Here is a 25,022-nt window from a genome sequence, read left to right as displayed (position 1 = left end):
CGGGCCGGCAAGGCGCCGGCCCGACATGCGCCAAGGCGAACGGTGGCCGCGCCGCGCCGAACCGCGATCCGCAACGATCGATTCATCCTAATATTACCGGATGACCTCCGTTCGAGTGACCACGCGTCGATGATGAGCCGCCAACGCCAGTTCTGGTTGCTGCAGACCGGGGCCTGGCTCGCCTATGGACTCGAGACTTTCCTCTCCGAGATCGGCTACGGCCGGCCGCTCTCGATGTGGAGGCTCAATCTCTACGACGCCTTGTGCGGCTTTCTGCTGACCCTCGCGATCCGCGCCGTGCTCAAGGCCACCTGGTCGCATCCGCCGGCGGAACGCCTGCGCTGGGGAGTCATCGCCCTGGTCGTGGCATCGGTCGTCGGCGGCTATGCGTGGTGGCTGGCGCTGTCCAATTTCTGCACCGAATGCAAACCGCCGAAGACCTGGCTCGGCTACCTGTCCTACTTCTTCGGCTGGCTGCAGCTGCTGGTCGCATGGACTGGCGCCTACGTCGGCATCAAGCTCGCGCGCCAGTTGCAGCACGAGAAGGAAACCGCGTTGCAGGCCACCGCGATGGCGCACCAGGCGCAGCTGCGCATGCTGCGCTACCAGCTCAACCCGCATTTCCTGTTCAACACGCTGAACGCGATCTCCACCCTCGTACTCGACGGCCGCGCGCAGCAGGCGAACGGCATGGTCGGCGCACTCTCCGGCTTCCTGCGCTATTCGCTCGACAGCGATCCGGAGCAGAAGGTTTCGCTCGACCAGGAGATCGGTTCGATCCAGCGCTACCTCGCGATCGAACAGGTGCGTTTCGGCGATCGCCTGCAGGTCGGCATCCTGATCACGCCGCCGGCCGGCGAGGCGATGGTGCCGAGCCTGATCCTGCAACCGCTGATCGAGAATGCGGTCAAGTTCGGCATTTCGAAGCGCGAGGAGGCAGGACGCATCGAAATCATCGCGCGCGTCGACGACGACGTGCTCGAGATCGTTCTGCGCGACAACGGTCCCGGCAGCCTCAACTACCGGCCAGAGCGCACGGACGGCCAGGGCGTCGGCCTCGCCAACACGCGCGAGCGCCTGCGCGTGCTGTACGGCGAGCGCCAGCACTTCGAGATTTCCCGCCTGCAGCCGCAGGGCACCGAGGTCCGCCTGCAATTCCCCTTCGAACCCGCGACCGAGGCAGACGCCGATGCGCATCCCAACCCTGATCGTCGACGATGAACCGCTTGCGCGCCGCGGCATCGCGCTGCGCCTTGCGCGCCACCCGGACATCGAAGTCGTAGCCGAAGCCGGCAATGGCCGCGAGGCGTTCTTCGCGATCTCCGAACACCAGCCGACCCTGATGTTCCTCGACGTGCAGATGCCCGGTGTCGACGGCTTCGAACTGCTTCGCGCGGTTCCGCTGCCGCAGCTGCCGCTGACGATCTTCGTGACTGCCTACGACCAGTACGCGCTGCGTGCGTTCGAGGCCAATGCGATTGATTACCTGCTCAAGCCGATCGACGACGCGCGCCTCGACGACGCGATCGAACGCGTCCGGCGCGACCTCGCCGCACGCGAAGCCGACGACCACTGCGCGCGCCTGCTGCGCCTGCTCGGCGACGTCTCCGGCCGCCCCGAGCTGACGCTCGAACAGGCACTCGTCGACGCCGATCGGATCGCCCAACCCGCCGAGCAGCGCCTGTCGATCAAGGATGCCGGACGCATCCTGCGCGTGCCGCTCGAGGATATCCTGTGGATCGACGCCGCCGGTGACTACATGTGCGTACACACGTCGAAGGAGACACACGTGCTGCGCGCGACCATGCGCGAACTCGAAAGCCGCCTCGACGCACGCCGCTTCCAGCGCATCCACCGATCGACCATCGTCAACGTCGCGCGCGTGAAGGAACTGCGCGCGCACCTCAACGGCGAGTATTTCCTGATCCTCGATTCCGGCCAGCAGCTGAAGTTGTCGCGCAGTTACAAGGAGAAGGTGCGGTTGTTGCATTGAGCCGATGGCGGGACTCGCCATTGTGCGGCTCGACCCGCCCTACGGCTTGACGACACGCGCGCAGGGCGGTACGCGCAGGCGCGTGCCGCCGTCCGTTGCACGCCTCGTCGCCCTCAGGCCACGGTTCGGCGCAATCGACGCAACCTTTGTTACTCATGGCGCATCCATTCCCCGGTGACGACGGCGCACGCTGGCGTCGAGCCGGGAGCCTGCCGCCATGCGCTTGATCGAATCCTCCATCCGCAACCCGATCGCGGTCTGCGTCGCCGTCCTGCTGGTCTGCCTGTTCGGCGGGATGAGCCTCGCCAAGCTGCCGCTGCAGCTGTTCCCCGACATCGAGCGGCCGAACATCACGATCTTCACCGGCTGGCGCGCGGCGTCACCGGAGGAAGCCGAAGCCCAGCTGCTGGAGCCGCAGGAGCAGGTCCTGCAGGGCCTGCCCGGGGTTGAGGAAATCGAAGGCAACGCGAACAACGGCGGCAGCTTCATCAACCTCAATTTCTCGATCGGAACCGACATGCGCGCCGCGCTCGTCGACGTCATCGGTCGCATGAATCGCATCCGCCCGCTGCCACAGGACGCGGATCGCCCGGTGATCCAGATCGGCGGCGGCGGCAACGACTCCAACGATTCGCTGTCGTGGTTCTTCGTGCAACTGCTGCCCGGCACGCAAGGTCCGATCGAAAGCTACCGCCGCTACATCGAGGACGTGATCAAGCCGCGCATCGAATCGGTGCCGGGCGTCGCATCGGTCAACGTCAACGCGGGCCCGCCCGACGACGTGCGCATCACGGTCGATCTCGCCAAGGCCGCGGCGATGGGCATCGCGATTCCCGACATCGCGCAGAAGGCGGCGAGCGCAAGCGACGTGTCCGGCGGCCAGGTCGAAGTCGGCCGGCGCCAATACCAGTTGCGTTTCACCGGCCGCTACAAGCCCGAGGATCTCGCCGGGCTCGTGCTCGCCTGGCGCGACGGGCGCCCGATCAAGCTCGGCGATGTCGCGACGATCGAGCGGCGCCCGCCGGAACAGCAGTTCTTCGTCTACCAGAACGGCAATCCGGCGGTCGGCCTGCAGGTGCTGCGCGCACCCGGCGCGAACGTGCTCGGCACGCTCGAACAGGTCAAGAAGGTCGTCGCCGAACTGCGCGACGGCCCGCTCAAGGCACGCGGCCTCGGCATCGAGCAGAGCTTCGATTCGGCGCTGTTCATCCATCGTGCGGTGAACCTGCTCACCGAAAACCTCATCGTCGGCGCCCTGCTTGCGCTGATCTGCGTTTGGTGGTTCATGCGCGACTGGCGCGCGACGCTGTTGATCGCGAGCGCGATCCCGATCTGCCTGCTGGCCACGTTCGGCGCGCTCGACCTGGCCGGTCGCAGCCTCAACGTTATCTCGCTCGCGGGCCTCGCGTTCGCGGTCGGCATGGTGGTCGAGGGCGCGATCGTCGTATCGGGCAACATCATCCGCCTCAAGGAGGCCGGCATGACGCCGGTGGAGGCCGCGCGCGAAGGCACCGCGCAGGTCGTGCCTGCATTGATCGCATCGACGATCACGACGATCGCGGTGTTCCTGCCGGTGCTGTTCCTGCGCGACGTCGAGGGACAGATCTTCGCCGACCTCGCGCTCACGATCTCGATCGCAGTCGCGCTGTCGATCCTCGTCGCGATCACCGTGCTGCCGGCCGCAGCCGGCGGCTGGCTCAAGGCGAAGAAGCTGAAGTCCGGTTACGGAGACGGCTGGCCGGCATTGACCGAACGCATCCTGCGCTGGACCGACACGCGCCCCAAGCAGCTTGGCTGGGTGTTCGGCCTGCTCGTGCTGCCGCTCGCAGCGAGCTGGTATTTCCTGCCCAAGCTCGACTACCTGCCGCCGGTCAAGCGCGCGGCGATCGACACGTTCTTCAGCTTCCCGCCGGGCATGAGCCCCGAGAAGGTCAACAGCGAGATCGGCGATACCCTGATCAAACGCCTCGAGCCCTACATGAAGGGCGAGAAGCAACCGGCGCTGAAGAACTACTACATCTGGCTGTGGCCGGGTGGCGGCACGATCGGCGCGCGCGTCGTCGACGAGAAGCGCATCGGCGACCTCGAACGCGTGATGCGCGAAGAGATCACGGTCGGCTTCCCTGACACGCGCGCGTTCTCGACCGAAGGCGAGCTGTTCGGTGGCGTCGGTGGCTCCGCGCGTTCGGTCGCGATCCACCTGCAGAGCGACGACGCGGAGACGCTCAATCGCGTCGCCGAGGAAGGCCGCAAGCTGCTCGAGCAGAAGTTCCCCGGCGCGAACGTGCAGGCGAACCCGGCCACCGACCAGACCACGCTCGAACTGCACGCGATCCCGGACGACCGGCGCATCGCCGAGGCCGGCTGGGACCGCGCCTCGCTCGGCACGATCGTGCGCGCTCTCGGCGACGGTGCCTGGCTCGGCGAATACTTCGACGGCCAGACGCGCCTGCCGATCATCCTGCGTGCGGACCGGCGCGAAACGCCGGAGTCGCTCGCCGAAGCGCCGCTGGTGTCGCCATCGGGACAGGTCGTTCCGCTCGGCGACGTGATCAAGCTCGAGACCGCGCTCGGCCCGAACCAGATCCGCCGGCTCGACCACCGCCGCACGGTGACCCTGACGATGGATCCGCCGCCGACGCTGTCGCTCGAAGATGCGCTGAAGACGCTTCAGAACGAGGTGGTTCCCGCGCTCAAGGCCAAGCTGCCTGCCGACGCGAACATCCGCCTCGCGGGCAGCGCCGACCGCCTCCAGGCGACCGTGTCGACGATGGCGAAGAATTTCGTGCTCGCGATCCTCGTGCTGTTCCTGCTGATGGCTGCGATGTTCCGCTCGCTGCGCGACTCGCTCGTCGTCGTGCTGACGGTCCCGGTCGCGCTCGTCGGTGGCGTGCTCGGCCTGCGCGTGCTCGGCGCGATCGCGTTCCAGCCGCTCGACCTGCTGACGATGATCGGCTTCATCATGATGGTCGGCGTGATCGTCAATCATGCGATCCTGCTCGTCGATCGCACGCGCGACGCGCAGAACCACGGCCACGACCTCGAGGATTCGATCCGCCTCGCGCTGAACCAGCGACTTCGCGCGATCCTCGCCAGCACCCTGACCGGCGCACTCGGCGCATTGCCGATGGCGATCAACCCGGGGCCTGGCAGCGTGATCTATCGTGGCCTCGCGGCGGTCAACGTCGGTGGCGTCGTCGTCGCGATGGTGTTCTCGCTGCTGCTGTTGCCGAGCCTCATGCGCCTGACGACGCGCGAACACAAGCAGGATGCGAAGACCGCACCCTCGCCATCCGGCGAGGAAAGCGCGGCGATCGCGCGCGCCGCATGAACATTCGTACACGCATCCGACTGGAGGTCAGCATGCACCGTCAACTTCGAACCCGCTCCCTGGCGTTGGCGCTCGCGCTGCTGCTGCCGGCGCTCGCCGCCGCCCAGGCGCCGACACCACCGGCACCGATCGTCGAGGTGGCCAAGGCCGACGTCGCGCAGATCGCACCGCGCCGCTGGGTTCCCGGCAGCGTGGTCAGTCGCGACGACGCCAAGCTCGCGACCAGTGCTGCCGGCCGTCTGGAATTCGTCGCCGAGGTCGGCACACGCATCAAGGCCGGAGAGCGCGTGGCGAAGCTCGAGGACCAGGCGATCCGCCTGCATCTTGAGGACGCGCGCAGCGAGGTGGAACGGATCAGGGCCCAACGCGCGCTCGCGCAACGCCAGAAGGAACGCTTCGAAAGCCTCGCCGCGAACCACAGCATCGCGGCGAACCAGGTCGACGAAGCGCGCGCGCAGGTCGAGCAGTACAGCGCGCAGTTGCGCCAGGCCGAGGCGCGCGTGCGCACCGCGCAGTACGAGCTCGAGCAGACCGAAGTGCGCGCGCCGTTCCCCGGCGTCGTCAGCGAGCGCCTCGCGCAGCGCGGCGAATTCGTCGCGACCGGTGCCTCGATCGCGCATCTGGTCGACACCTCGAGCCTCGAAGCGCGCGTGCAGGCACCGCTCGCACTCGCGGAAATGCTCAAGGCAGGCATGGAACTGCCGGTGCGCTTCGGCGAGAAGATCGCGAAGGCGCGCGTGCGCGCGGTCGTGCCGGTCGGCGAGGAACGCTCGCGCCAGTTCGAGCTGCGCTTGTCGCTGATGGATTCATTGCCACTGGTCGGCAGCGCGATCGAGGTCGCCCTGCCGGAGCGCGTGCCGGTCAAGGCCATGGCGGTGCCGCGCGATGCGCTCGTCGTGCGTGCCGACGGCACATACGTAATGCGCATCGGCGGCAACGGCAGCAGCGAACGCGTCGCCGTGCGGACCGGCACCAGCGACGGCGAACTGACCGAGGTCGAGGGCTCATTGAATCCCGGCGACCTCGTCATCGTGCGCGGCGCCGAACGGCTCGGCGATGGCCAGAAAGTGCAGATCGCCTCGCGCAGCCAGGTCGTCGCAGGCGTCACCTCTACCGCAGCGAAACCGCCCGGCTGACGGATTCAAAGCCGAAAGATTGAAGCGCGAATGAGATGAGGAACGGCGAACAACAAGCCTGGGGCGCCCAGCACACGGAGCACGCGAAAGAAAGAATCGTTCTGCTCTTCCGGACCCGGCGACTCGACATCAGTCCGTGAGTACGCGGTAGCAGGGCACGTAGCGCGAGCCCGGCAGTTTCATGCGCTGCTGCGCGACGAAGCTTGCGAGCAGCGCATCCAGTGCCTGCATGATCTCGCGGTCGCCGTGGATCTCGAACGGGCCATTCTTCTCGATCGCTCGCATGCCCTCTTCCTTGACGTTGCCGGCGACGATGCCGGAAAACGCGCGGCGCAGGTCCGCGGCGAGGCGGTGCGGCGGCTGGTCGCGATGCAGGTTCAAGCCGGCCATCGCCGCATGCGTCGGCTGGAACGGCACCTGGAACTCCCGCTCGATGTGCAACGCCCAGTTGAAGAAGAATGCGTCCTGGTTTTCGAGGCGGTACAGACGCACCTTTTCGATGCCTTTTCGCACCTGGCGCGCGACCTCGCGCGGATCGTCGACGACGATCGAATAGTGTTTCGCGACCTCGTCGCCGAGCGAGAGGCGCAGGAAGCGGTCGATCTGCTCGAAGTACCCCGCCGATTCCTTCGGACCGGTGAACACCAGCGGGAACGGCAACTGCGCGTTGTCCGGATGCAGCAGGATGCCAAGCAGGTAGAGGATCTCCTCCGCGGTCCCGACGCCACCCGGGAAGACGATGATTGCGTGGCCGATGCGAACGAATGCTTCGAGGCGCTTCTCGATGTCCGGCATGATCACGAGGTTGTTCACGATCGGGTTCGGCGACTCGGCCGCGATGATGCCCGGCTCGGTGATGCCAATGTAGCGATTGCTGTGCCGGCGCTGCTTCGCATGCGCGATCGTCGCGCCTTTCATCGGCCCCTTCATCGCGCCCGGGCCGCAGCCGGTGCAGATGTCGAATGCGCGCAGGCCGAGCTCGTAGCCGACCTTCTTGGTGTACAGGTATTCGTCGCGCCCGATCGAGTGGCCGCCCCAGCAGACGACCATGTTCGGGTCGGTGTTCGGACGCAGCACGCGCGCGTTGCGCAGGATGTCGAACACCGCGTGCGTGATGCCGGGCGATTCGGTGAGGTCGAACGCGCCGGCTTCGATCTGCGTCGCGACGTAGACGATGTCTCGCACGACCGCGAACAGCAGCTCGTTGACGCCGTGGATGAGATGACCGTCGACGAACGCCTCGGCCGGCGCATTCTTCAGCTCCAGTTTGACGCCACGATCCTGCTGCAGGATCTGGATGTCGAAGTCCGGGTAGCGGTCGAGCAGCGCACGCGCATCGTCGCTGCCGGTACCCTGGGTCAAGACGGCCAATGCGCATCGCCGCAGCAGCTCGTGCAGGCCGCCGGCGCCCGCATCGCGCAGGCGCGCGACTTCGTGGCGCGACAGGACATCCAGCCCGGCAACCGGCGAGATGCGTGCGCTGAACGTGGCGGACTTGGTCGGGATCTGCTGCTCCATTCGTGTTCCTTGGCTGTTCTTCGTCATGTGGACTGCTAGCAATGCCACCATGCCGCGCCGTGGTCAAGAGCATCGCGGCTTTCGTCCCCCACACGATGCGCGCCGCCCTCCGCTGCGCAGGAGCGGCGCAGCGCGACCGGCCTTCGGCGTGCGAGGCATCGGTCGCGCCTGAAGCGGCCCCGGCAGCATCGCTCCCGCAGACGCTTTGCCCCCAAGCAAAACGGCCGGCGCAAAGGCCGGCCGTCTGCTTCAAGCGTGCAGCGGGATCAGAACGTGTAGCGCAAGGTGACCATCATCGACCAACGCGAGACGACGTTGGTCTTGATGTCGCGACCGGCGTCGTACACCGTCAGGCCACCCGGCTGGTAGTTTCCGTTGCGATCGGTCGGCAGGCCGTAGACCATCTGGCCGTTCGAGTTGACGCCCTGGAAGTTCGCCAGCGTGCGGTTGTACGGGAAGCCGACGTACTCCTGCTGTCCCCAGTCCTTGTTGAGCAGGTTCATGAAGTTGAAGATGTCGAAGCGCAGTTCGCCCTTCGCACCTTCCGGGAAGAAGCCCGGCACTTCCTGACGGAAGCTCAGGTCCACCTGGTTGACCCACGCCGAACGCGCGCGGTTGCGGCCAGCGTCCATGCCCTGATGATCCTTCAGGTACGAGTCGCTCTGGATGAAGTTGTAGAACTGCTGGATCTGCTCCGGCGTCGTCGCCGACGTGAAGGCAACCATCGGGTCGTTGACGCGCGGGATGTAGGCCAGGTCCGAGCCGCTGTAGCTGTCGCCGTTCGCGTCGTTGCCGAAGGTCCAGCTGTACGGGTTGCCGGTATGGCCGTCGTAGAACGCCGTCACCGCCGTCGCGTAGTCGCCGAAGAAGTTGTGCTGCCACGTCAGCGAGGCACTCAGGCGCTGACGGATGGAGCCGTTGGCGGGCGCCTCCACGTCCTCACCGGGGATGACCCACGCGCTGTTCGAGAAGTTCGAGGTCGCCTGGCTCGACGTACCCGGATTCACTTCGGTTGCACGCGCGAACGTCGCCGCGACATTGCCGGACCAGTTGTCCTCGAACGGCTTGCGCAGGGCCAGCGTCAGGCTGTCCGCGCTGCCCTTGTCGGTGTTGCGCAGCAGCGTCACGCCTTGGGCGAACGCCGGGTTGGCATTCGCACGCGAGCGGTTGCTGCCACCCGGGGCACCCGTCGGATTCGAGAAGTAGGTCGGGCGTCCGTCCGGCAGCGTACCGGTCGGGGCACCGATGTTGAGGTTCTGGTACCAGATGCCGTCTTCAGTCGAGATGTGCTGGAACTCGGCCGACGCGACCAGGTTCCACCACGGCAGCTTGCGATCAAGCGCAATGGTCGTCTTCCACGCGGACGGCAGCTTGAAGCCGGGCTCGATCGCGTCGACCGCCATCGTGCGGCTGCCCGCGGGCGGCAGACCCTGGTTGAACGGGTCCGGGCTGAAGTCGGGCGGCGTCGTGCACGTCGTGTTCGACGCGGCGGGCTGGCAACTGTAGACCGAGGTGGTCAGACCGTTGTTCTGGTATGGATTGGTCATCCACACGATCGGAGGATTCGACTGGAACAGGCCGAAGCCGCCGCGCAACTGCGTGGTGCGCTCGCCGTCGAGGTCGAGATTGAACGACACGCGCGGCTCAAACAGCTTCGAATTGTTGATCGTCGAATTGTTGGGGATGCCGAACGCCTGCTGGAACTGCGGGTTGTAGCGCGGCACGTCGTTGGTCTTGGCGATATCGGTGCGGATGCCGTACTGCACGGACAGCGCATCGGTGACCTGCCAGGTGTCCTGCAGGAACAAGCCCCACTGCGCGTACTTCCACTTGGCCGCCACGTCGTCGATCGTCAGGCCATTCGCCGGACGATACAGGTCGAACTGGCGGTAGTTGCCGGCGGCGAAATTGTCGATGCCCCAGAACGTGTACGCGCCGAACTGCGTACGACCGAACAGGTTGTAGATGTCGCTGTTGGCGTAATCGACACCGCCCTTGATCGAGTGGTCGCCAACGTTGTACGTGCCGGCGAAGAATGCGTTCCAGCCCTTCACGTCGAGGACGTTGTAGTGGCTGAACTGGTCCTCGCCGAGGTTCACGGTCGGGCCGGTGCCGTCCGGATTCAGACGGATCTGCACCTGCGGCTGCTGCGTCGGGCCCGAGCGCAACTGGTCGAACGTCGTGCGCATGAACGAGGCTTCGGTCGAGAAGCTGTCGGTCCAGTCGTCGTAGAAGTGCAGGACCGTGCTCTTGGTCGTGCTGTTCTTGTTGTAGTAGTAGCTGCTCAAGCCGATCGACGTCGCGTTGTTGCCCTGCACGATCGGCTGGAAGTCCTTCGTGCGCTGGAAGCTCAGGCTCGCGCGATGGCTGTCGTTGATGTTCCAGTCGAGCTTGGCCAGCAGGCGCTTGTCGGTCTGGTTGCCGGCGGCCGCGCCGAACGTGCCGGGCACGAGGCCGAGGGCCGTCGCGGCGTCGGTGATGCGCTGCAGGTCGCCCGGGGAGATCTGGTTGCTGGTCGACGGACCACCACCCAGCGATTCGTTCAGGCCATTCGCCGCATCGGCACCGACGTCGGTGGTCTTCTGGTCTTCGTACGAGAGGAAGAAGAACAGCGTGTCCTTGATCAGCGGACCACCGACGGTAAGGCCGGCGGTGCGATCGATGCCGTAGCCCTTGTAGTCGTAGAACTGGTTGCTGCTGTCGAGCCAGCCGGCCTCGCCGACGAGCTTGTGCGCATTGCGGTACGCGAAGTACGCCGAACCGTGGAAGTCGTTCGTGCCGCTCTTGGTGACTGCGTTGATGCTGGCGCCGACCGTGTCGGAGGTGACGTCGAAGTTCGCCGTCGACAGGTTGTATTCCTCGATTGCATCGACCGAAACGGGCGAGCCGACGTACGGCATGCCGTTCGAGTTCAGACCGAACGGGTCGCCGATGTTGACGCCATCAACCGTGATGCGGTTGTAGCGGCTGTTCTGACCCATCGCCGACATCGAGCCGTCGCCGCGATCGGAGATCACGATGCGCGGATCGAGGCGCGCGATGTCCTGCACCGAACGGCTCGGCGCCGGCGCATTCTTGAGATCGCGACCGGAAATGTTCGTGCTGATGCCCTTGTTGTCGGCCTGGAACGTCGCGCCCGGAGCCACGGTCGTGACCGTGATGCCCTCGAGCGTCTGCGCGGCAGCGGCGCCGACGGTCAGGTTCAGCGTGGTTTCCTCGGCGAGCTTCAGGTATACGTCCGGCTGGTCGGCGCTCTCGCCGTGACTGCCGGCGGCCTTCACCTCGAACGGTCCGCCGACGCGCAGACCCTGCGCGGAATAGCGACCGTTCGCATCGGTCACGACCGTGCGCGACGTGCCCGACGGCACGTGGATGATCTCGACCGTCGCACCGGCGACAGCCTGCCCGCTTGCGTCGAGGATGCGTCCGCTGAGGGACGAAGAAGTGTTCTGCGCGTACGCGGCCGATGCCGCGAAGAGCGAACCGATCACCAACGGCAGGAGCCGCATGCGAAGCTGCTTGTTCATTGTTGCCTATCCCTCGTGGACGTCGTCGAAGTGCCGGACACGAAAGCCGCAACACTCGCGCTTGGGCGGAGCGGTTGCGGTCGTTTCGTTGATTTCGTTGGCCGCCCCCGGGACGACCCGGATGCAGGCTCCGTACGGAGCCGCATCCTTAACCCTAGTTTAACAGGGTTCGGTGACGGATTTGTAACAACCAGTCAACTGGCAGGGTCAACCGTCTGGCGCATGGCGCGGTCGAGATAGCGCGCGCGCTTGGCCGGGCGCAGATGCGCCAGATCCAGCTGGACCAGGCCGTCGACGCAGCCACCGAACGCCGGATCGATGCCGAAGCCGAGGAAACGCACCCCTTCCGGCTCGCACAGGTCGGCATATTGTCGATACAGCACAGGCAGTTGCGCCTGCAGCGCGTCCAGCTGTTTGCGCAGGACAGGCAGCCCTTCGGCCACGCTGCGTCCGCTCCACGCTGCGCTTGCGGCGGTGGCGACCGCAGGCGAAATGACAAACGGGTTACGCGGCCGCGCCAGCCCCGCGTCCGATCCGAAATAGTGCCGGTGGTAGTGGACGATCCATTCGCGCGCCTCGAACGGCAGCGACGCGCTCAGGCTGACCGGGCCAAACAGGTAGCGCACGTCGGGGCGGCTGGCGAGATAGGCACCGATGCCCTGCCACAGGTAGTCGAGGCTGCGCGAACCCCAGTAGGCCGGCTGGATGAAACTGCGACCGAGTTCAACCGCCTGGTCGAGGAACGGGCGCGCTTCGTCCGCGTAATCGAACAGGCTGGCCGAGTACAGGCCATCCATGCCGCGTTCGCGAAGGATCCGCCCGGCTTCGCCGAGACGATAGGCGCCCACGATCGCGAGCGCATGCTCGTCCCACAGCACCAGATGCCGGTAATGCGTGTCGTAGCGATCGAGGTCGCGGCGCGCGCCAGTGCCTTCGCCAACGCGCCGGAATGCAAGTTCGCGCAGGCGACCGATCTCGCGCAACGCCGGGCAATCCACTCCGGCATCGAGCAGCAGGATCTGCTTGCCGTCGACCGTGTGGCCGAGCGGTTCGGCCTTGCGCAACGCACTGCGCACGGCCAGCGGCGATTCCGGATGGGCGATCGCGGTGGAAGTCGGGAACACAGTAGGCCGGCGCCGCGCGAGACGGTAGACGTGACGGCGCATCTGCGCCGCGATGCGCTCCGGCTGTTCGGCACCGTCCGCCAGAGCTTCGCTCGGCACCATCTGCCCGATCTGGAAGCCGATCCGGGTGTGTTCGGCGCCGAACATCTCGCGCACCAGCATCAGCGAGGCGAGCGGCTTGGCCAGCATCGACACGCCGTAGAACATCGGCGAGTTCTGCGCGCGGATATGCACCGGCAGGACCGGCGCACCGGACTTCAACGCGAGCCGGGCAAATCCGCTCGACCACTTGCCGTCACGCACACCCTGCGCGCGCATGCGCGAGACTTCGCCGGCCGGGAACACGATCAGTGCCTCTTCGCGATCGAGCGCACGATAGGCCTCGCGCGCGCCACCAAGCGCGCTGCCCGAACCGAATACCGGCAACGGCAACAGCAGCGGAGTCATCGGCTCGAGCTGCATCAACACGTCGTTCGCGAGCACCTTGACGTCACGACGCACGGAGCCGACCAGATGGATCAGCGCGAGCGCATCGAGCGCGCCGAGCGGATGGTTGGCGACGATCACGACCGGCCCCTCGACCGGGATGTTCTCGCGATCCGTATTGGCGACGGCGTAGCTGACCTTGATGCTGTCGAGCACATGCTCGACGAAAGCCAACCCGGTCATTTGCGCGCCCTGTTGCAGGATCGCGTTGATACGTTCCTCGCAGGCGATCCGGCGCAGCAGCCCGACCACCGGCTGCGCGAATGCGCGCGCACGCCCCTCGGCCAGACGCGGGAACTTGCGGTAGAAACTGCGTTCGACGCTGATCAAGGGACACCTCTGCTGACGCGGCGCACACTATCGCCGATTTGTGACAGACATGCGCGCATCCCGATGGTACTTGCGCGACGGCGCGTCGTTCTGCCGCATGCCCTCCGCCCCGCCTCAGCGCAACGGCTGCACGTAGGCGACGATGCCGTCGAGGAACATCTGCACCGAAAGGGCGACCAGCAGCATGCCCATCAGGCGCTCCAGCGCGGTCAGGACACTGGCGCCGAGCCACCGGTACAGGTAGGTCGACGACAGCAGGATCAGCGCGGTAGCGAACCAGGCGACGAACAACGCGACGCTCCAGTCGACCGTGCGGCCCGGGTTGCTGTTTGCAAGCAGCATCACCGCCGCCATCGCCGAAGGCCCGGCGACGCCCGGTATCGCCATCGGCACGATGAACGGCTCGCCTTCGCTGTCGCCGAACACGCCACCCTGCTGCGGGAAGATCATGCGCACGCCGATCAGGAACAGCACGATGCCCCCGGCGATGCCGACCGACTCCTGCTTGAGCTGCAGCACATGCAGCAGGTACTGACCGCAGAAAAGGAACACGAACAGCACGACCAGCGCGATGAGCATCTCGCGCACGAGCACCAGTCTCCGGCGTTCCTGTTTGACATTGCGCAGCAACGCGAGGAACAACGGAATGTTGCCGAGCGGGTCCATGATCAGGAACAGCAGCAGGCCTGCCGACACCGTGCTCATCGAACTTTCCATGGCGCCCCCCTTCAGGAATTACCGCCGCGCTCGGCGCGACACCACGCGTTCCCCTCGTCCCGCAACGGTTTCATCGTTGTGGGAGAGTGAACAAATCTGTGCCTCACCACCAACCCATCTAGCGCAGGTCGAGGACCTTGCCTCGCACGTCGCGCGCGCCGGCACCCAGCAGCCACGTCACCGCCTGCGCCGCATGCGCGGGATCCGGGTGCGCCAGGGTGTCCTCGCCATAGTACGCGGCACGACGCAGGGTCGTGCGCATCGGACCAGGCAGCACGGCATGCGTGCGCACGCTCGAGCTTTCGGTTTCTTCGTGCACGATCGAGGCAAGTGCTTGCAGCCCCATCTTGGCAACGCCATAGCCCCCCCAGAACGCGTTGCCGACGCGCGCCGGGTCGTCGAACACGAACACGACCGCCGCGTCGTTCGCACGCCGCAACACGGGCATGCAGGCGCGGGTCAGCAGGAACGGCGCGGTCAGGTTCACCTGCTGGGTCCGGTTCCACTCCTCGGGCGCCTGCTGCTCGAACGGCTGCAGGGTGTCGAAGTGCGCCGCCGCATGTACCAAGCCATCGAGGCGGCCGCATTCGCGCATCACCGCCGCAGCAAGATCGGCGTAATCGTTCGGCGTGGCACCCGCGAGGTCCATCGGATACAAGGCTGGGGTGGCGCCCCCGAGGCGCTCGATCTCGTCGTACAGCGCCTCGAGCGGCCGCACCTTGCGACCAAGCAGTACGACGGTAGCGCCCGCGGCGGCAGTGGCAAGCGCGGTCGCGCGCCCGAGTCCGCCGGTCGCGCCGGTCACAAGCACGACCCGCTCGCGCAGGGAGTCCGCGGCAGGCGTGGCGACGCCGTCCGCGAGTTGCACCGGAACGAGCATGCTCAGGCCTTTTGTGTGTCCTGCACCAGGCGTTCGAGCTCGCCCGATTCGTACAGTTCCAGCGCGATGTCGCAACCGCCGATCAGCTCGCCATGAATGAACAGTTGCGGGAACGTCGGCCAGTTCGAATAGCGCGGCAGGTTGGCGCGGATTTCCGGGTCTTCCAGCACGTTGACCGAGTGGAAGTCGGCACCGACCGCCTTCAACGCCTGCGAGGTGCGGCTGGAGAACCCGCACATCGGGAACTGCGGCGTGCCCTTCATGAAAAGCACGATCGGATGGCCCGCGAGGGTGCCCTTGATGCGTTCGATGACGTCCATTGCTGACCTTTCGGGTTAACGCGGCATAATCGCCGATGATACCACCCGCACCCCGCGGTTGATTTGCCGCGCGCCGACTGCCTAGACTGCAAGACCCTACCCATCGGCAAGGAGTGTCCCCATGGCGATCGAACTGCCTGCGCTTCCCTGGGCGCGCGACGCGCTGGCTCCGCACATTTCCGCGGAAACCATCGACTACCACTATGGCAAGCATCACCAGACCTACGTCACCAATCTCAACAACCAGATCAAGGGCACCGAGTTCGAGAACCTCTCGCTCGAGGAAATCATCCGCAAGTCTTCCGGCGGCATGTTCAACAACGCCGCACAGATCTGGAACCACACGTTCTACTGGAACTGCCTGAAGCCGAACGGCGGTGGCGAGCCGAGTGGCCGCCTCGCCGACGCGATCAACAAGGCGTTCGGCGGTTTCGCCCAGTTCAAGGACGAGTTCACCAAGACCAGCGTCGGCACGTTCGGCTCCGGCTGGGGCTGGCTGGTGCAGCGACCGGATGGCAGTCTCGCGCTCGCCAGCACCTCGAACGCGGGCACGCCGATAACCGGCGCCGACCGCCCGCTGCTGACCTGCGACGTCTGGGAGCACGCCTACTACATCGACTACCGCAATGCGCGTCCGAAATATGTCGAGGCGTTCTGGAATCTCGTGAACTGGGATTTCGCCGCGAGCCAGATGGCCTGATTCGTCGATGTTGCGAACCGTACGAAAAAGCCGCTCCCGTGAGCGGCTTTTTCGTACAGGACCCCGCTGCGTGCGCAAGCACTGAAGGAAGGCTCAGCGTAGTGCGTCGAGCACGGGGGCTACCTGGCTCTCGCGGCCAAGCACGTGGGCGACACGCAACAGGCGCTCGCGCATCCCGGCGGCATCGTTCGCGCAGAACGTCGCGTGACCGACCTTGCGCCCGAGGCGCGGACTCTTGCCGTAGTCGTGCCAGTGCGCGCGCGGTTCGGCGAGCACGGGATCGGCGGGTGGCAGTTCGCCGACCCAGTTCAGCATGACGTTGACGCCGAGAGCGCTGGTGTCGCCGAGCGGCAGGCCGAGTACCGCGCGCACATGATTCTCGAACTGGCTCGCGGGCGCACCCTCGATGGTCCAGTGGCCGGAGTTGTGCACGCGCGGCGCCATCTCGTTGCCGAGCAGCTTGCCCTCGCGCACGAACAGTTCGAGCGCGAACACGCCGACGTAGTCGAGCTCCTCGGCAATCCTTCGTGCGTGCGCGAACGCGATGGGTGCGAGCGCGTCGGTACCCGGCGCAGGCGCGAGGCTGGCCGAGAGAATGCCGTCGGCGTGCCAGTTCTGGGTCAGCGGCCAGGTACGGAACTCACCGTCGCGGGAGCGCACCGCGATAACCGACAACTCGCGCTCGAACGGCACGAACGCTTCCAGGATCGATGGCGCGCCGCCGAGTGCGTGCCACGCCGCGTCGACATCGGCCGGCGACTTCAGGCGGAACTGGCCCTTGCCGTCGTAGCCGAGGCGACGCGTCTTCAGGATCGACGGCGTGCCGATCTTCTCGACCGCGCGCGCGAGATCGTCGCGGCTGTCGACCGCGGCGAACGACGGCGTATCGAGCCCGATTTCGCGGAACAGGCTCTTCTCGGCGAGTCTGTCCTGCGAAATCGACAGCGCGCGCGGATTCGGGAAGACCCGGGTGTGCTCGGTCAGCCAGTGCGCGGTGTCGGCCGGCACATTCTCGAAGTCGAAAGTCGCGACGTCGATGCGTCGGGCGAAGTCGGCGAGCGCGTCGAAATCACGCCAATCGGCGCGCAACAACGGTGCGACCTGCGCCGCGCACGCGTCCTCGGCGCTGTCGACGACGAGGAAGCGCAAGCCAAGCGGCGCGCCGGCCAGCGCGAGCATGCGCGCGAGTTGCCCACCGCCAAGGATACCTATCGTCGCCATGTGCGGAGGCTTTCCGACCAATGCGTGCCATCGACCATCGCGTGCCTCATGCCGGAACCCGCGGATCGGGATTCGCAAGCACGTTCGCGGTCTGCTCGGCGCGGAAGGCATCGAGGCGCTGCGCCAGCATGGAGTCTGTGAAGGCGAGGATCGCGCTCGCGCACAGCGCGGCATTCAATGCCCCGGCACGGCCGATCGCGAACGTCGCGACCGGAATGCCGGCGGGCATCTGCACGATCGACAACAGCGAATCCATCCCGTTCAGCGCATGCGACTGCACCGGCACGCCAAGCACGGGGACGCGGGTTTTTGCGGCGAGCATGCCCGGAAGATGGGCCGCGCCGCCGGCACCGGCGATGATCGCCACCAGCCCTCGGTCCAGCGCCGAGGCGGCATAACCGAACAGCAGATCCGGCGTGCGGTGTGCGGAAACAACGCGCACTTCACAGGCGACGCCAAGCTGCTCGAGGGTCTCGACCGCATGGCGCATCGTTTCCCAGTCCGAGCGGGAGCCCATTACCACGCCGACCTTCGGCGTTGCATTCACGCTTTCTGTCATGGTCGTCGCAAGCCCAAATGGTTATTGTACGCATCACGCCCGCCGCCGACACCCGCCCCCGATGGACAAGCGCCTGCTCGACATCCTCTGTTGCCCGACGACGAAGGCGCCGCTGCGCCTGCTTTCCGACGCCGAGCTTGCCGCCCTCAACCAGGCCATCGCCAAGAAGGGCGTGCGTTTCGGCAATGGCAGCGAAGTTTCCGCTGCCGTGGCGGCCGGCTTGATCACCCGCGATCGACGCACCATCTATCGCGTCGAGGACGAGATCCCGGTCATGCTCGCCGACGAGGCGATCGCGACCGACCAGTTGGGCGACTTTCCCGACCGTTGAGACCATTTTCCCCAACCAAGTGTGACCGGCCTCACATTCCGTCGCCAGAGCGGGCTTAAGCTACGGTATGGCGCAGAAGATGCATCGTTTCCCCTGATGCGGTGCAGCTACGGAAGAACGCAATGACCGCCCCCAAAGACAATCCGAACGTCGTGGATTTGCAGCAGCGCCAACCGGGAACGGCATCGACGGATCGTCTCGGCGATCTCATGAAGCTCGTGCGCGGAGTGTCTCTGAAGCGCATCAATGCGCTGGTCGGGACGCTGTTCGAGAACGTCGACGATGCGTTGTTCGACCTTGCCGAGCGCGCTGGCAGCAATGCGGTGCAGACCGAGTATTTCGACGGCATGCGCGAAGTGCGCAAGAAGCGCCAGCTGGTCGAGCGCCTGTTCCAGGACAATGCGACCAAGGCCTTCAACGAGTTCGCCGATGGCAAGCTGAAGGCGGTGAAGGCTGAAGTGGCGCCGCAGGGCAGCAACAGTGGCCTCGCGCTTGTCGACGACGTCGAGCTGGAAGAATCGCTGGCCGTGACCAGCATGGTCGCCAAGGCCGAAAACCGCCTGCAGCGTGCGCTCTATCAGGTCAACCAGCGGCTGTCGGTGATCGTCGGCGGCGGCAAGGTCGAGGACTCCAGCAACCCGATCGGCCCGGCCGTGCTCGGCAACGCGTTCCGCGGCGCGATCCGCGAGTTCGACGTCAACGTCCAGGTCAAGCTGATCATCTACAAGCTGTTCGACCGTTACGTCATGGCCGGCCTCGAGCCGATCTACGACGAGGTGAACGTCGAACTGATTCGCGCCGGCGTGCTGCCGCAGGTCCGGCATGTGATGCCGGCCGGCACGCGTCCACCCGCCGCTGCGCGCATGCCCGGCTCGGCGCCTGGCTCGCCCGCCGGCGGCGACATGGTTGCTGCTGCCGCTTACTACGATCCTGCGGCGGACCAGTTGCAGGCCGAGATCTACCACACCCTGCGCTCGCTGCTGGCCAATCGTCACGGCGCGGATGCCTACGTGGGCAGCGGTGACGGTGCCGGAGGTGGCGGCCTCGGCCTCAGCCCTACGGATCTGCTGAGCGCCTTGACGATCCTGCAAAGCCAGAATGCGGTCGCGCAGGCGCGCGCCGACACCGTCGCCGACGCGGCGCAGGCGGTGCAGCAGATCAAGCGCGAACTGCTCGAACAGGTCAACAAGATTTCGGGGGATGCCAGGCGGGTCTCTACCGCGGACGAGGACACGATCGACCTCGTCGGCATGCTGTTCGAATACATCCTGCAGGACCGCAACCTGCCTGCGCAGATGCAGGCGCTGTTCGGGCGTCTGCAGATCCCCTACTTGAAGGTCGCGATCCTCGACAAGCACCTGTTTGCACAGAAGTCGCACGCGGCACGGCGCCTGCTCGACCTGCTCGCTGATTCCGGCAAGAGCTGGTCGGAGGAATCGGACCGCGATCATCGCCTGTACGATCGCATCAAGGCTTGCGTCGAAACCGTGCTGCGCGACTTCGATGACGACGTCGGCGTGTTCGAGCGCGAGCTGACCTCGTTCACCGACTTCATCGACCAGCACAAGAAGCGCGCGGAACTCGCCGAGCAGCGCGCCGCCGACGCCACGCGCGGTCGCGAGAAGCTGCAAGCCGCCCGCCGCACCGCAGCCCGCGAGATCCTCAAGCGCATCGAGGATCGCAACCTGCCGCCGGTCGTGCACAGCGTGCTGTCGCGCCCGTGGGCGAACTACCTCGTGCTGACCGTGCTGCGCCAGGGCGAGGAATCGGACGAGTGGAAGAACGCGCTGCGTTTCGCCGATGAATTCGTCTGGAGCGCGCAACCCAAGACGACCGAAAGCGAGATCACGCGTCTGCGCGCCCTGCTGCCGCAACTGGAAAAGGCGCTGCGTCACGGCCTTGCCACCGTCGCCTATCACGAAAGCGACATCAAGCAGCTGATGGGCGAGCTCTCCTCGTTCTACAAGCGCGTGCTCGACGGGCAGAAGATCGAGACCAAGACGGTCAAGGAAGTGATCGCGGAATCCAGCGGCTCGAACGGGACAACGGTGGATGGCGCGGGCCCGGCACAACAGGATGATGTCTCCGCGGCCTCACCCACGGCAACACAGAGTCCGGTCGAGGAAATCGTGCTCGGCTCGTCTCCGTTCGAACCCGAAGCGGAAGCGCCAACCGAGGCGGAAGACGAGTTCGTGAAAACCGTGCGCGCGATCAAGGTCGGCACCTGGATCGAGTTCACCGACGAGGCAGGACAGAGCGAACGCGCGAAGCTGTCGTGGATCAGCCCGATCAGTTCGAAGTACCTGTTCGTCAACCGGCGCGGCTTGAAGGTCTGTGACAAGACCGTGTTCGGCCTCGCCGCGGAGCTGCGTCGCGGCAGCGCCGTCGTGCTCGAGGAGGTACCGCTGTTCGATCGTGCACTCGACGCGATCGTCGCGCGCCTGCGCCACCCGGGTGATGAATCGGCTCCGGCGACCGCCTCTGCGACGCCACCGGCAACGCCTGCCTGATTTGCGGCACACGCGGGCGGTCGGCGCTATCCTGCCCGTCCGCCAGTCGCCCAAGGGTCCTGATACGTGACGAATCCGGTTTTGCTCCCAGCGCGCGATTCGATCGTGCGCGACGTCCATCGCGCTCTCGAGGAAGACATCGGCAGCGGTGATGTCACCGCCGACCTGCTGCCAGCCGAAGCGCGTGCGCGCGCGCGCGTGATCGCGCGCGAGGTCGCGGTATTGTGCGGCAGCGCCTGGTTCGACGAGTGCTTCCACCAGCTCGACCCGCATGCGCGGATCGAGTGGCTTGCCAGCGACGGCGAGCGCACGGTGGCCGGCGCGCCACTGTGCCGGATCGAGGGAAATGCGCGCGCACTGGTCAGCGCGGAGCGTTCGGCACTGAACTTCCTGCAGACGCTGTCGGCCACCGCGACCACGACCGCCGCCTATGTCGAGGCCGCGCGCGGTACCCGCACCGCGATCCTCGACACGCGCAAGACCCTGCCCGGCCTGCGCCTCGCACAGAAATACGCGGTCCGTTGCGGCGGCGGCATGAACCATCGCATCGGACTGTTCGATGCGGTACTGATCAAGGAAAACCACATCGCCGCAGCAGGGTCGATCCACGCGGCGGTCACGCGCGCGCGCTTGCTGCATCCGGGCGTCCTGGTGGAAACCGAGGTCGAGAATTTCTCCGAGCTGCGCGAGGCGCTCGCTGCCGGCGTCGACCGCATCATGCTCGACGAATTCGAGCTGCACGAACTGTCGCAGGCAGTCGCCGAAGTCGGCGGCCGGGTGCCCCTGGAAGTCTCCGGTTCGGTGTCGCTGGAGCGCGTGCGCGCGATCGCGGAAACCGGCGTCGACTACATCTCGGTGGGCGCGCTGACCAAGCACATCCGCGCGCTCGACCTGTCGATGCGCATCGAGCTCGTCGGCCACGAATGATGCAACGGGCGGCGGCCGCGCCTGCCGCCCGTGTCCAAATCAGAATACGCCGGCAAAATGCAGCGCGGCAGCCACCACCGCTGCCACGACTACCGCGATCACGATCAACATGCCGCTGGAGCCGCCCGCGGCCTTCTTGGGCTCGGCTTCGACCGGACGCGCCGACTGCTGCTTCGCATCCATGCCGGGCGTGATGAGCAGGAAGCGCACGGTGTCGAGGCGCAATTCCTCGCCGGGCTTGAGCAGGCCGCTCTGCACGCGCTTGTCGTTGATCCAGGTGCCGTTGGCCGAACCCATGTCCTCGACCAGCACGCCTTCCGGAGTGACCTTCAGGCGCGCATGGTGGCGCGACACTTCCTCGGCCGGGATAGGCAGGTCGCAATCGGGCTGGCGCCCGATGACCGCGTTGTCGGTGACCGCATAGGTCTTGCCGAGCGTCGCGCCCGAGACGCCACGCAGCAGGAAGCGCGGCAGCGCCGCGCGCACGCGGGTGCGGTCGTCGTTGGCCGGCTCAGGCTTGGCAAGCGCAGGTGCCTTGCGTTCCGCGACGACCGAAACACCAACCCGCCCGAGCACGAGCAGGTCGCCGTCCTTGATCGGCGTCCGCGCCGAGACCTGGCGCCCATTCAGGACGGTAGGCATGTTCGCGTCGAGCGATCGCACACTCGCGTCGCCGCCTTCGAAAGTGATCTCGCAATGGTGCTCGGCAACGCCGTCGCCCTTGAGCACGACCCGGCAATCGGCAGCACTGCCGATCGAGGTTGCCCCACCCGCCAGCTCCACCGGAACGTGTTCACCGCCAGGAAACACCAGTTTCATCACTTCCCCCAAAGGTTGCGCACCGCGGCGGATTGTAACCGCGCGCGTGCCCATGTGGGCCGCCCCGCCCTTGCGTGATCGGACTCGACAGGGACTTGCCCGGGCCGGTGCGCGTCCCCACACTGTGCGGATGATCGGTACCTGGCTCCTGCTGCTCGCAATCGCCACCACGCTCTGGGCCTGGATGGATGCCCTCCGCGCGCGTGAACTCGCGATCCATCACGGTCGCGCCTTGTGCGGCGAGGCGGGCGTGCAACTGCTTGACCAGACCGTTTCACTGAAGCGGATCGGGATCGCACGGCGCAACGGCCTGCCGGCCGTGGTGCGGCGTTACGGCTTCGAAGTCAGCCTCGACGGCAGCGATCGCCATCGCTGCCACCTCGACATAGCAGGCGGGCGGCTCGAAGCGTGGAGCCTGCCGCTCGCCGAAGACACCGCAGCAGCGATCGCTCGCCCCAATCACCTGCACCTTGTGCAAGGTGGAACACAGCCATAGGGTTGGGCCTCGCCCACTCCATTTCGTTCGCGGGCGCCACGCGGCGCGCTCGAGTCCGCCCTACTTGATGACGCGCAGGTGCGGGCGTTTCGGCGATTCATCGGGCGCAGGCGTGGTCGGTGGCGGTTCGCCCGGCGCCCCGTCGGCCTGGAACATCATGCCCTGGCCGTTTTCCTGCGCGTAGATCGCGAGCACGGCGCCCATCGGCACGTCGACCACCTGGCTCACGCCGCTGAAACGTGCGAGGAAATGCACCCGCTCGTTGCTGATCTCGAACTGTCCGACCGCGCGCGCGGCGATGTTCAGGATCACCTTGCCGTCCTTGGCCGCGCCCGGCGGCACGCGCACGCCTTCGACGCCGGCGTCGACGAGCAGGTACGGGGTCAGGCCGTTGTCGCTGATCCACTCGTACAGCGCGCGCAACAGGTAGGGGCGGTTGGGAGTCATCGGGGGAGAATTCACACCGGCTCCCGGCACGCGAACACGGAACTCACGGGCGCAGGCTCTTCTCTTCGGCGGTCAGACTGCGCGTGAACCCCTGGCTGCGGAAGATGCGTTCACCGTAGTCGGCGATCGCCTGCGCCTCGCGCGGCAGTTGCACGCCAAGCGAATCCAGACGCCAGACCAGCGGTGCAAGTGCGCAATCGGCAAGGCTGATTTCCGGGCTGAGGAAGAAGCGCGAAGCCTTGAACGCCGACGCGTTCTTGACCAGATCGTCGCGCAGGGCCTTGCGCGCGGCATCGGCGCCCTTGCCGCCCGCCTCGATATCGTCGACCAGGGTCAGCCAGTCGTTCTCGACGCGCACGATCGCCAGGCGCAGGCGCGCACGCGACAGCGGGTCGACCGGCATCAGCGGCGGGTGCGGGTAGCGCTCGTCAAGGTATTCGCAGATGACCGAGGTGTCGTACAGGACCAGGTCGCGGTCGACCAGGGTCGGCACCGAGTTGTACGGATTGAGGTCGATCAGGTCTTCCGGCGGGTCGTTCAGGTCGACCAGGACATGGTCGTAGGTCACGCCCTTGGCGGCGAGGGTCATCCGCACCCGGTGGCAGTGGACGCAGTTGTGGGCGGAATAGAGGGTCAAGACGGTACGCGAACGCTGGTTCAAGGCCATGCTGGATCCCCTGCTCCCCTCTCAAACGAGCCCTTCAGCGGGAATGTACTACGCGAGGCCAGCGGCCGCCTAGGAGGGTGGGAGCGGACGCCCGCAGGGCGCATGCCTTGTGCGGGAGCGACTGGCCGCGACGCTCTCAGTCTTGCCCTTCAAGGGACGGCGCGTCGCGGGAGCGGCGGGAGCCAACGACGCTCGCTCCCGCACGGGTTCGTGCGGGAGCGGCGGCCACGCTCAGTGCACGTCTTTCCAGAACTCGTGCTTGAGCAGATACGCGAGCAGCGTGAACAGGGCGAGGTAGAGCAGCACCCACACGCCCATCGACTCGCGCTTGAGCGCGGCCGGCTCGCCGGCGTACTGCAGGAACGCAGTGATGTCGCGCGCGGTGCGGTCGAACTCCTCGGCGTTCTGGCGGCCCGGGGTCTTCAGATCGAGCTTCTCGACCACGGCATCATGCCCCTCGCTGGCGGGCTTCATCACCGCCACCTGGAGGCCCTGCAGTTCCCACAGCGCGTTCGGCATCGACGCGTTCGGGAACACCGTGTTGTTCCAGCCCAGCGGACGGGTCGGATCGACGTAGAACGACTTCAGGTAGTTGTAGATCCAGTCCGAACCCTTCGAGCGGGCTTCCAGCGACAGGTCCGGCGGTGCCTTGCCGAACCACTTCGTCGCGTCGGCAGCCGGCATGTGGTTGATCGCCGGCTCGCCGATCTTGCCGCCGACGAACATGAAGTTCTTCTCGACGTCCTTCGGGTCGAGCTGCAGATCCTCGGCAATGCGCGAGTAGCGCAGGTACTGCAGCGAGTGGCAGCCGGAGCAATAGTTGAAGAACAGGCGCGCGCCGCGCTGCATCGAGGCGACGTCGTCGAGGCGGATGTTCGCCTGCTCGAGGCCTTCGCTCTCGGATGCACTGGCGACGCCGATCGTCATCAGGGCGGCGACCAGCAGGGCGGCAATCTTGATGGACATCGCGGTCCTCGAATTCT

Annotated in this window: 21 protein-coding genes; 9 read left to right on the top strand and 12 right to left on the bottom strand. The window is 66.3% G+C overall.

All coding sequences use genetic code 11. The annotated features are described in order from the left end of the window. Nucleotides 1-132 precede the first annotated feature (132 nt). From ACILRJ_RS13975 to ACILRJ_RS13960, 4 genes are all read left to right on the top strand, one after another. Complete coding sequence (locus ACILRJ_RS13975) at nucleotides 133-1,221, top strand: sensor histidine kinase (protein WP_395683810.1); 1,089 nt, start codon at nucleotides 133-135, stop codon at nucleotides 1,219-1,221. Further along, the gene (locus ACILRJ_RS13970) at nucleotides 1,190-1,993 is read left to right on the top strand and encodes a LytR/AlgR family response regulator transcription factor (RefSeq protein WP_395683809.1); all 804 of its coding nucleotides are present in this window, start codon (nucleotides 1,190-1,192) and stop codon (nucleotides 1,991-1,993) included. Before ACILRJ_RS13975 ends, ACILRJ_RS13970 begins: the two co-directional genes overlap by 32 nt. A gap of 217 nt (nucleotides 1,994-2,210) precedes the next feature. After that, entirely contained in the window at nucleotides 2,211-5,324 is a 3,114-nt protein-coding gene (locus tag ACILRJ_RS13965; RefSeq protein WP_395683808.1) for an efflux RND transporter permease subunit, read from the top strand. 32 nt (nucleotides 5,325-5,356) lie between these two features. After that, a complete protein-coding gene (locus tag ACILRJ_RS13960) occupies nucleotides 5,357-6,460 on the top strand; it encodes an efflux RND transporter periplasmic adaptor subunit (protein WP_395683807.1) in 1,104 nt (367 codons plus the stop codon). A 129-nt stretch (nucleotides 6,461-6,589) separates the two neighbouring features. Here ACILRJ_RS13960 and ppnN read toward each other — a convergent pair whose 3' ends face one another. From ppnN to grxD, 6 genes are all read right to left on the bottom strand, one after another. Then, nucleotides 6,590-7,978, bottom strand: a complete 1,389-nt coding sequence (ppnN, locus tag ACILRJ_RS13955; RefSeq protein ID WP_395683806.1) for a nucleotide 5'-monophosphate nucleosidase PpnN — start codon at nucleotides 7,976-7,978, stop codon at nucleotides 6,590-6,592. A 266-nt stretch (nucleotides 7,979-8,244) separates the two neighbouring features. After that, complete coding sequence (locus ACILRJ_RS13950) at nucleotides 8,245-11,505, bottom strand: carboxypeptidase regulatory-like domain-containing protein (RefSeq protein ID WP_395683805.1); 3,261 nt, start codon at nucleotides 11,503-11,505, stop codon at nucleotides 8,245-8,247. Between the two features lie 194 nt (nucleotides 11,506-11,699). Next, nucleotides 11,700-13,445, bottom strand: a complete 1,746-nt coding sequence (locus tag ACILRJ_RS13945) for a lysophospholipid acyltransferase family protein (protein ID WP_395683804.1) — start codon at nucleotides 13,443-13,445, stop codon at nucleotides 11,700-11,702. Between the two features lie 114 nt (nucleotides 13,446-13,559). Beyond that, the gene (locus ACILRJ_RS13940) at nucleotides 13,560-14,150 is read right to left on the bottom strand and encodes a YhgN family NAAT transporter (protein WP_395683803.1); all 591 of its coding nucleotides are present in this window, start codon (nucleotides 14,148-14,150) and stop codon (nucleotides 13,560-13,562) included. A gap of 130 nt (nucleotides 14,151-14,280) precedes the next feature. Further along, the gene (locus tag ACILRJ_RS13935; protein ID WP_395683802.1) at nucleotides 14,281-15,042 is read right to left on the bottom strand and encodes an SDR family NAD(P)-dependent oxidoreductase; all 762 of its coding nucleotides are present in this window, start codon (nucleotides 15,040-15,042) and stop codon (nucleotides 14,281-14,283) included. A gap of 2 nt (nucleotides 15,043-15,044) precedes the next feature. Continuing rightward, a complete protein-coding gene (gene grxD / locus ACILRJ_RS13930) occupies nucleotides 15,045-15,362 on the bottom strand; it encodes a Grx4 family monothiol glutaredoxin (protein WP_395683801.1) in 318 nt (105 codons plus the stop codon). A 121-nt stretch (nucleotides 15,363-15,483) separates the two neighbouring features. Between grxD and sodB the strand changes: the two genes are divergently transcribed. Next, complete coding sequence (gene sodB, locus ACILRJ_RS13925; RefSeq protein WP_395683800.1) at nucleotides 15,484-16,062, top strand: superoxide dismutase [Fe]; 579 nt, start codon at nucleotides 15,484-15,486, stop codon at nucleotides 16,060-16,062. A gap of 93 nt (nucleotides 16,063-16,155) precedes the next feature. On the opposite strand, the gene ACILRJ_RS13920 is transcribed toward sodB, so the two are convergent. Beyond that, nucleotides 16,156-17,283: a 5-(carboxyamino)imidazole ribonucleotide synthase gene (locus ACILRJ_RS13920; RefSeq protein WP_395683799.1), complete on the bottom strand. Its 1,128-nt coding sequence runs from the start codon at nucleotides 17,281-17,283 to the stop codon at nucleotides 16,156-16,158. 46 nt (nucleotides 17,284-17,329) lie between these two features. Beyond that, a complete protein-coding gene (gene purE, locus ACILRJ_RS13915; protein ID WP_395683798.1) occupies nucleotides 17,330-17,842 on the bottom strand; it encodes a 5-(carboxyamino)imidazole ribonucleotide mutase in 513 nt (170 codons plus the stop codon). A 61-nt stretch (nucleotides 17,843-17,903) separates the two neighbouring features. On the opposite strand from purE, the gene ACILRJ_RS13910 reads away from it, so the two are divergent. From ACILRJ_RS13910 to nadC, 3 genes are all read left to right on the top strand, one after another. After that, nucleotides 17,904-18,173, top strand: a complete 270-nt coding sequence (locus tag ACILRJ_RS13910) for a Trm112 family protein (RefSeq protein ID WP_395683797.1) — start codon at nucleotides 17,904-17,906, stop codon at nucleotides 18,171-18,173. Between the two features lie 122 nt (nucleotides 18,174-18,295). Continuing rightward, nucleotides 18,296-20,683 (top strand): DUF1631 domain-containing protein, encoded by a 2,388-nt coding sequence (locus tag ACILRJ_RS13905; RefSeq protein WP_395683796.1) that lies wholly within the window; start codon nucleotides 18,296-18,298, stop codon nucleotides 20,681-20,683. 105 nt (nucleotides 20,684-20,788) lie between these two features. Beyond that, nucleotides 20,789-21,610 carry a carboxylating nicotinate-nucleotide diphosphorylase gene (gene nadC / locus ACILRJ_RS13900; protein ID WP_395683795.1) on the top strand — a complete coding sequence of 274 codons (822 nt, stop codon included), beginning with the start codon at nucleotides 20,789-20,791 and terminating at the stop codon, nucleotides 21,608-21,610. Nucleotides 21,611-21,649: 39 nt separating this feature from the next. On the opposite strand, the gene ACILRJ_RS13895 is transcribed toward nadC, so the two are convergent. Next, nucleotides 21,650-22,429 carry an FHA domain-containing protein gene (locus tag ACILRJ_RS13895; RefSeq protein ID WP_395683794.1) on the bottom strand — a complete coding sequence of 260 codons (780 nt, stop codon included), beginning with the start codon at nucleotides 22,427-22,429 and terminating at the stop codon, nucleotides 21,650-21,652. A 130-nt stretch (nucleotides 22,430-22,559) separates the two neighbouring features. Between ACILRJ_RS13895 and ACILRJ_RS13890 the strand changes: the two genes are divergently transcribed. Next, nucleotides 22,560-22,925 carry a DUF3301 domain-containing protein gene (locus ACILRJ_RS13890; RefSeq protein WP_395683793.1) on the top strand — a complete coding sequence of 122 codons (366 nt, stop codon included), beginning with the start codon at nucleotides 22,560-22,562 and terminating at the stop codon, nucleotides 22,923-22,925. Nucleotides 22,926-22,985: 60 nt separating this feature from the next. On the opposite strand, the gene ACILRJ_RS13885 is transcribed toward ACILRJ_RS13890, so the two are convergent. From ACILRJ_RS13885 to ACILRJ_RS13875, 3 genes are all read right to left on the bottom strand, one after another. Further along, on the bottom strand, nucleotides 22,986-23,372 hold the full coding sequence (locus tag ACILRJ_RS13885) for a ClpXP protease specificity-enhancing factor (RefSeq protein WP_395683792.1): 387 nt from the start codon (nucleotides 23,370-23,372) through the stop codon (nucleotides 22,986-22,988). Nucleotides 23,373-23,415: 43 nt separating this feature from the next. Further along, nucleotides 23,416-24,039: a glutathione S-transferase N-terminal domain-containing protein gene (locus tag ACILRJ_RS13880; protein ID WP_395683791.1), complete on the bottom strand. Its 624-nt coding sequence runs from the start codon at nucleotides 24,037-24,039 to the stop codon at nucleotides 23,416-23,418. A gap of 231 nt (nucleotides 24,040-24,270) precedes the next feature. Then, nucleotides 24,271-25,005 (bottom strand): cytochrome c1, encoded by a 735-nt coding sequence (locus ACILRJ_RS13875; protein WP_395683790.1) that lies wholly within the window; start codon nucleotides 25,003-25,005, stop codon nucleotides 24,271-24,273. Nucleotides 25,006-25,022: the final 17 nt, after the last annotated feature.

The sequence above is a fragment of the Dokdonella sp. genome, assembly GCF_044227025.1.
GTDB lineage: Bacteria > Pseudomonadota > Gammaproteobacteria > Xanthomonadales > Rhodanobacteraceae > Dokdonella_A.
Note: the sequence above shows the minus strand (reverse complement) of the source record. Positions and strands in the feature narration are given on the sequence as shown.

Bases quoted from the DNA above. Each gene is read 5' to 3' on its own strand.
- ACILRJ_RS13975 (WP_395683810.1), top strand. From the start codon at position 133: ATGAGCCGCCAACGCCAGTTCTGGTTGCTGCAGACCGGGGCCTGGCTC.
- ACILRJ_RS13970 (WP_395683809.1), top strand. From the start codon at position 1,190: ATGCGCATCCCAACCCTGATCGTCGACGATGAACCGCTTGCGCGCCGC.
- ACILRJ_RS13965 (WP_395683808.1), top strand. From the start codon at position 2,211: ATGCGCTTGATCGAATCCTCCATCCGCAACCCGATCGCGGTCTGCGTC.
- ACILRJ_RS13960 (WP_395683807.1), top strand. From the start codon at position 5,357: ATGCACCGTCAACTTCGAACCCGCTCCCTGGCGTTGGCGCTCGCGCTG.
- ppnN (WP_395683806.1), bottom strand. From the start codon at position 7,978: ATGGAGCAGCAGATCCCGACCAAGTCCGCCACGTTCAGCGCACGCATC.
- ACILRJ_RS13950 (WP_395683805.1), bottom strand. From the start codon at position 11,505: ATGAACAAGCAGCTTCGCATGCGGCTCCTGCCGTTGGTGATCGGTTCG.
- ACILRJ_RS13940 (WP_395683803.1), bottom strand. From the start codon at position 14,150: ATGAGCACGGTGTCGGCAGGCCTGCTGCTGTTCCTGATCATGGACCCG.
- ACILRJ_RS13935 (WP_395683802.1), bottom strand. From the start codon at position 15,042: ATGCTCGTTCCGGTGCAACTCGCGGACGGCGTCGCCACGCCTGCCGCG.
- grxD (WP_395683801.1), bottom strand. From the start codon at position 15,362: ATGGACGTCATCGAACGCATCAAGGGCACCCTCGCGGGCCATCCGATC.
- sodB (WP_395683800.1), top strand. From the start codon at position 15,484: ATGGCGATCGAACTGCCTGCGCTTCCCTGGGCGCGCGACGCGCTGGCT.
- ACILRJ_RS13920 (WP_395683799.1), bottom strand. From the start codon at position 17,283: ATGGCGACGATAGGTATCCTTGGCGGTGGGCAACTCGCGCGCATGCTC.
- purE (WP_395683798.1), bottom strand. From the start codon at position 17,842: ATGACAGAAAGCGTGAATGCAACGCCGAAGGTCGGCGTGGTAATGGGC.
- ACILRJ_RS13910 (WP_395683797.1), top strand. From the start codon at position 17,904: ATGGACAAGCGCCTGCTCGACATCCTCTGTTGCCCGACGACGAAGGCG.
- ACILRJ_RS13905 (WP_395683796.1), top strand. From the start codon at position 18,296: ATGACCGCCCCCAAAGACAATCCGAACGTCGTGGATTTGCAGCAGCGC.
- ACILRJ_RS13895 (WP_395683794.1), bottom strand. From the start codon at position 22,429: ATGAAACTGGTGTTTCCTGGCGGTGAACACGTTCCGGTGGAGCTGGCG.
- ACILRJ_RS13890 (WP_395683793.1), top strand. From the start codon at position 22,560: ATGATCGGTACCTGGCTCCTGCTGCTCGCAATCGCCACCACGCTCTGG.
- ACILRJ_RS13885 (WP_395683792.1), bottom strand. From the start codon at position 23,372: ATGACTCCCAACCGCCCCTACCTGTTGCGCGCGCTGTACGAGTGGATC.
- ACILRJ_RS13880 (WP_395683791.1), bottom strand. From the start codon at position 24,039: ATGGCCTTGAACCAGCGTTCGCGTACCGTCTTGACCCTCTATTCCGCC.
- ACILRJ_RS13875 (WP_395683790.1), bottom strand. From the start codon at position 25,005: ATGTCCATCAAGATTGCCGCCCTGCTGGTCGCCGCCCTGATGACGATC.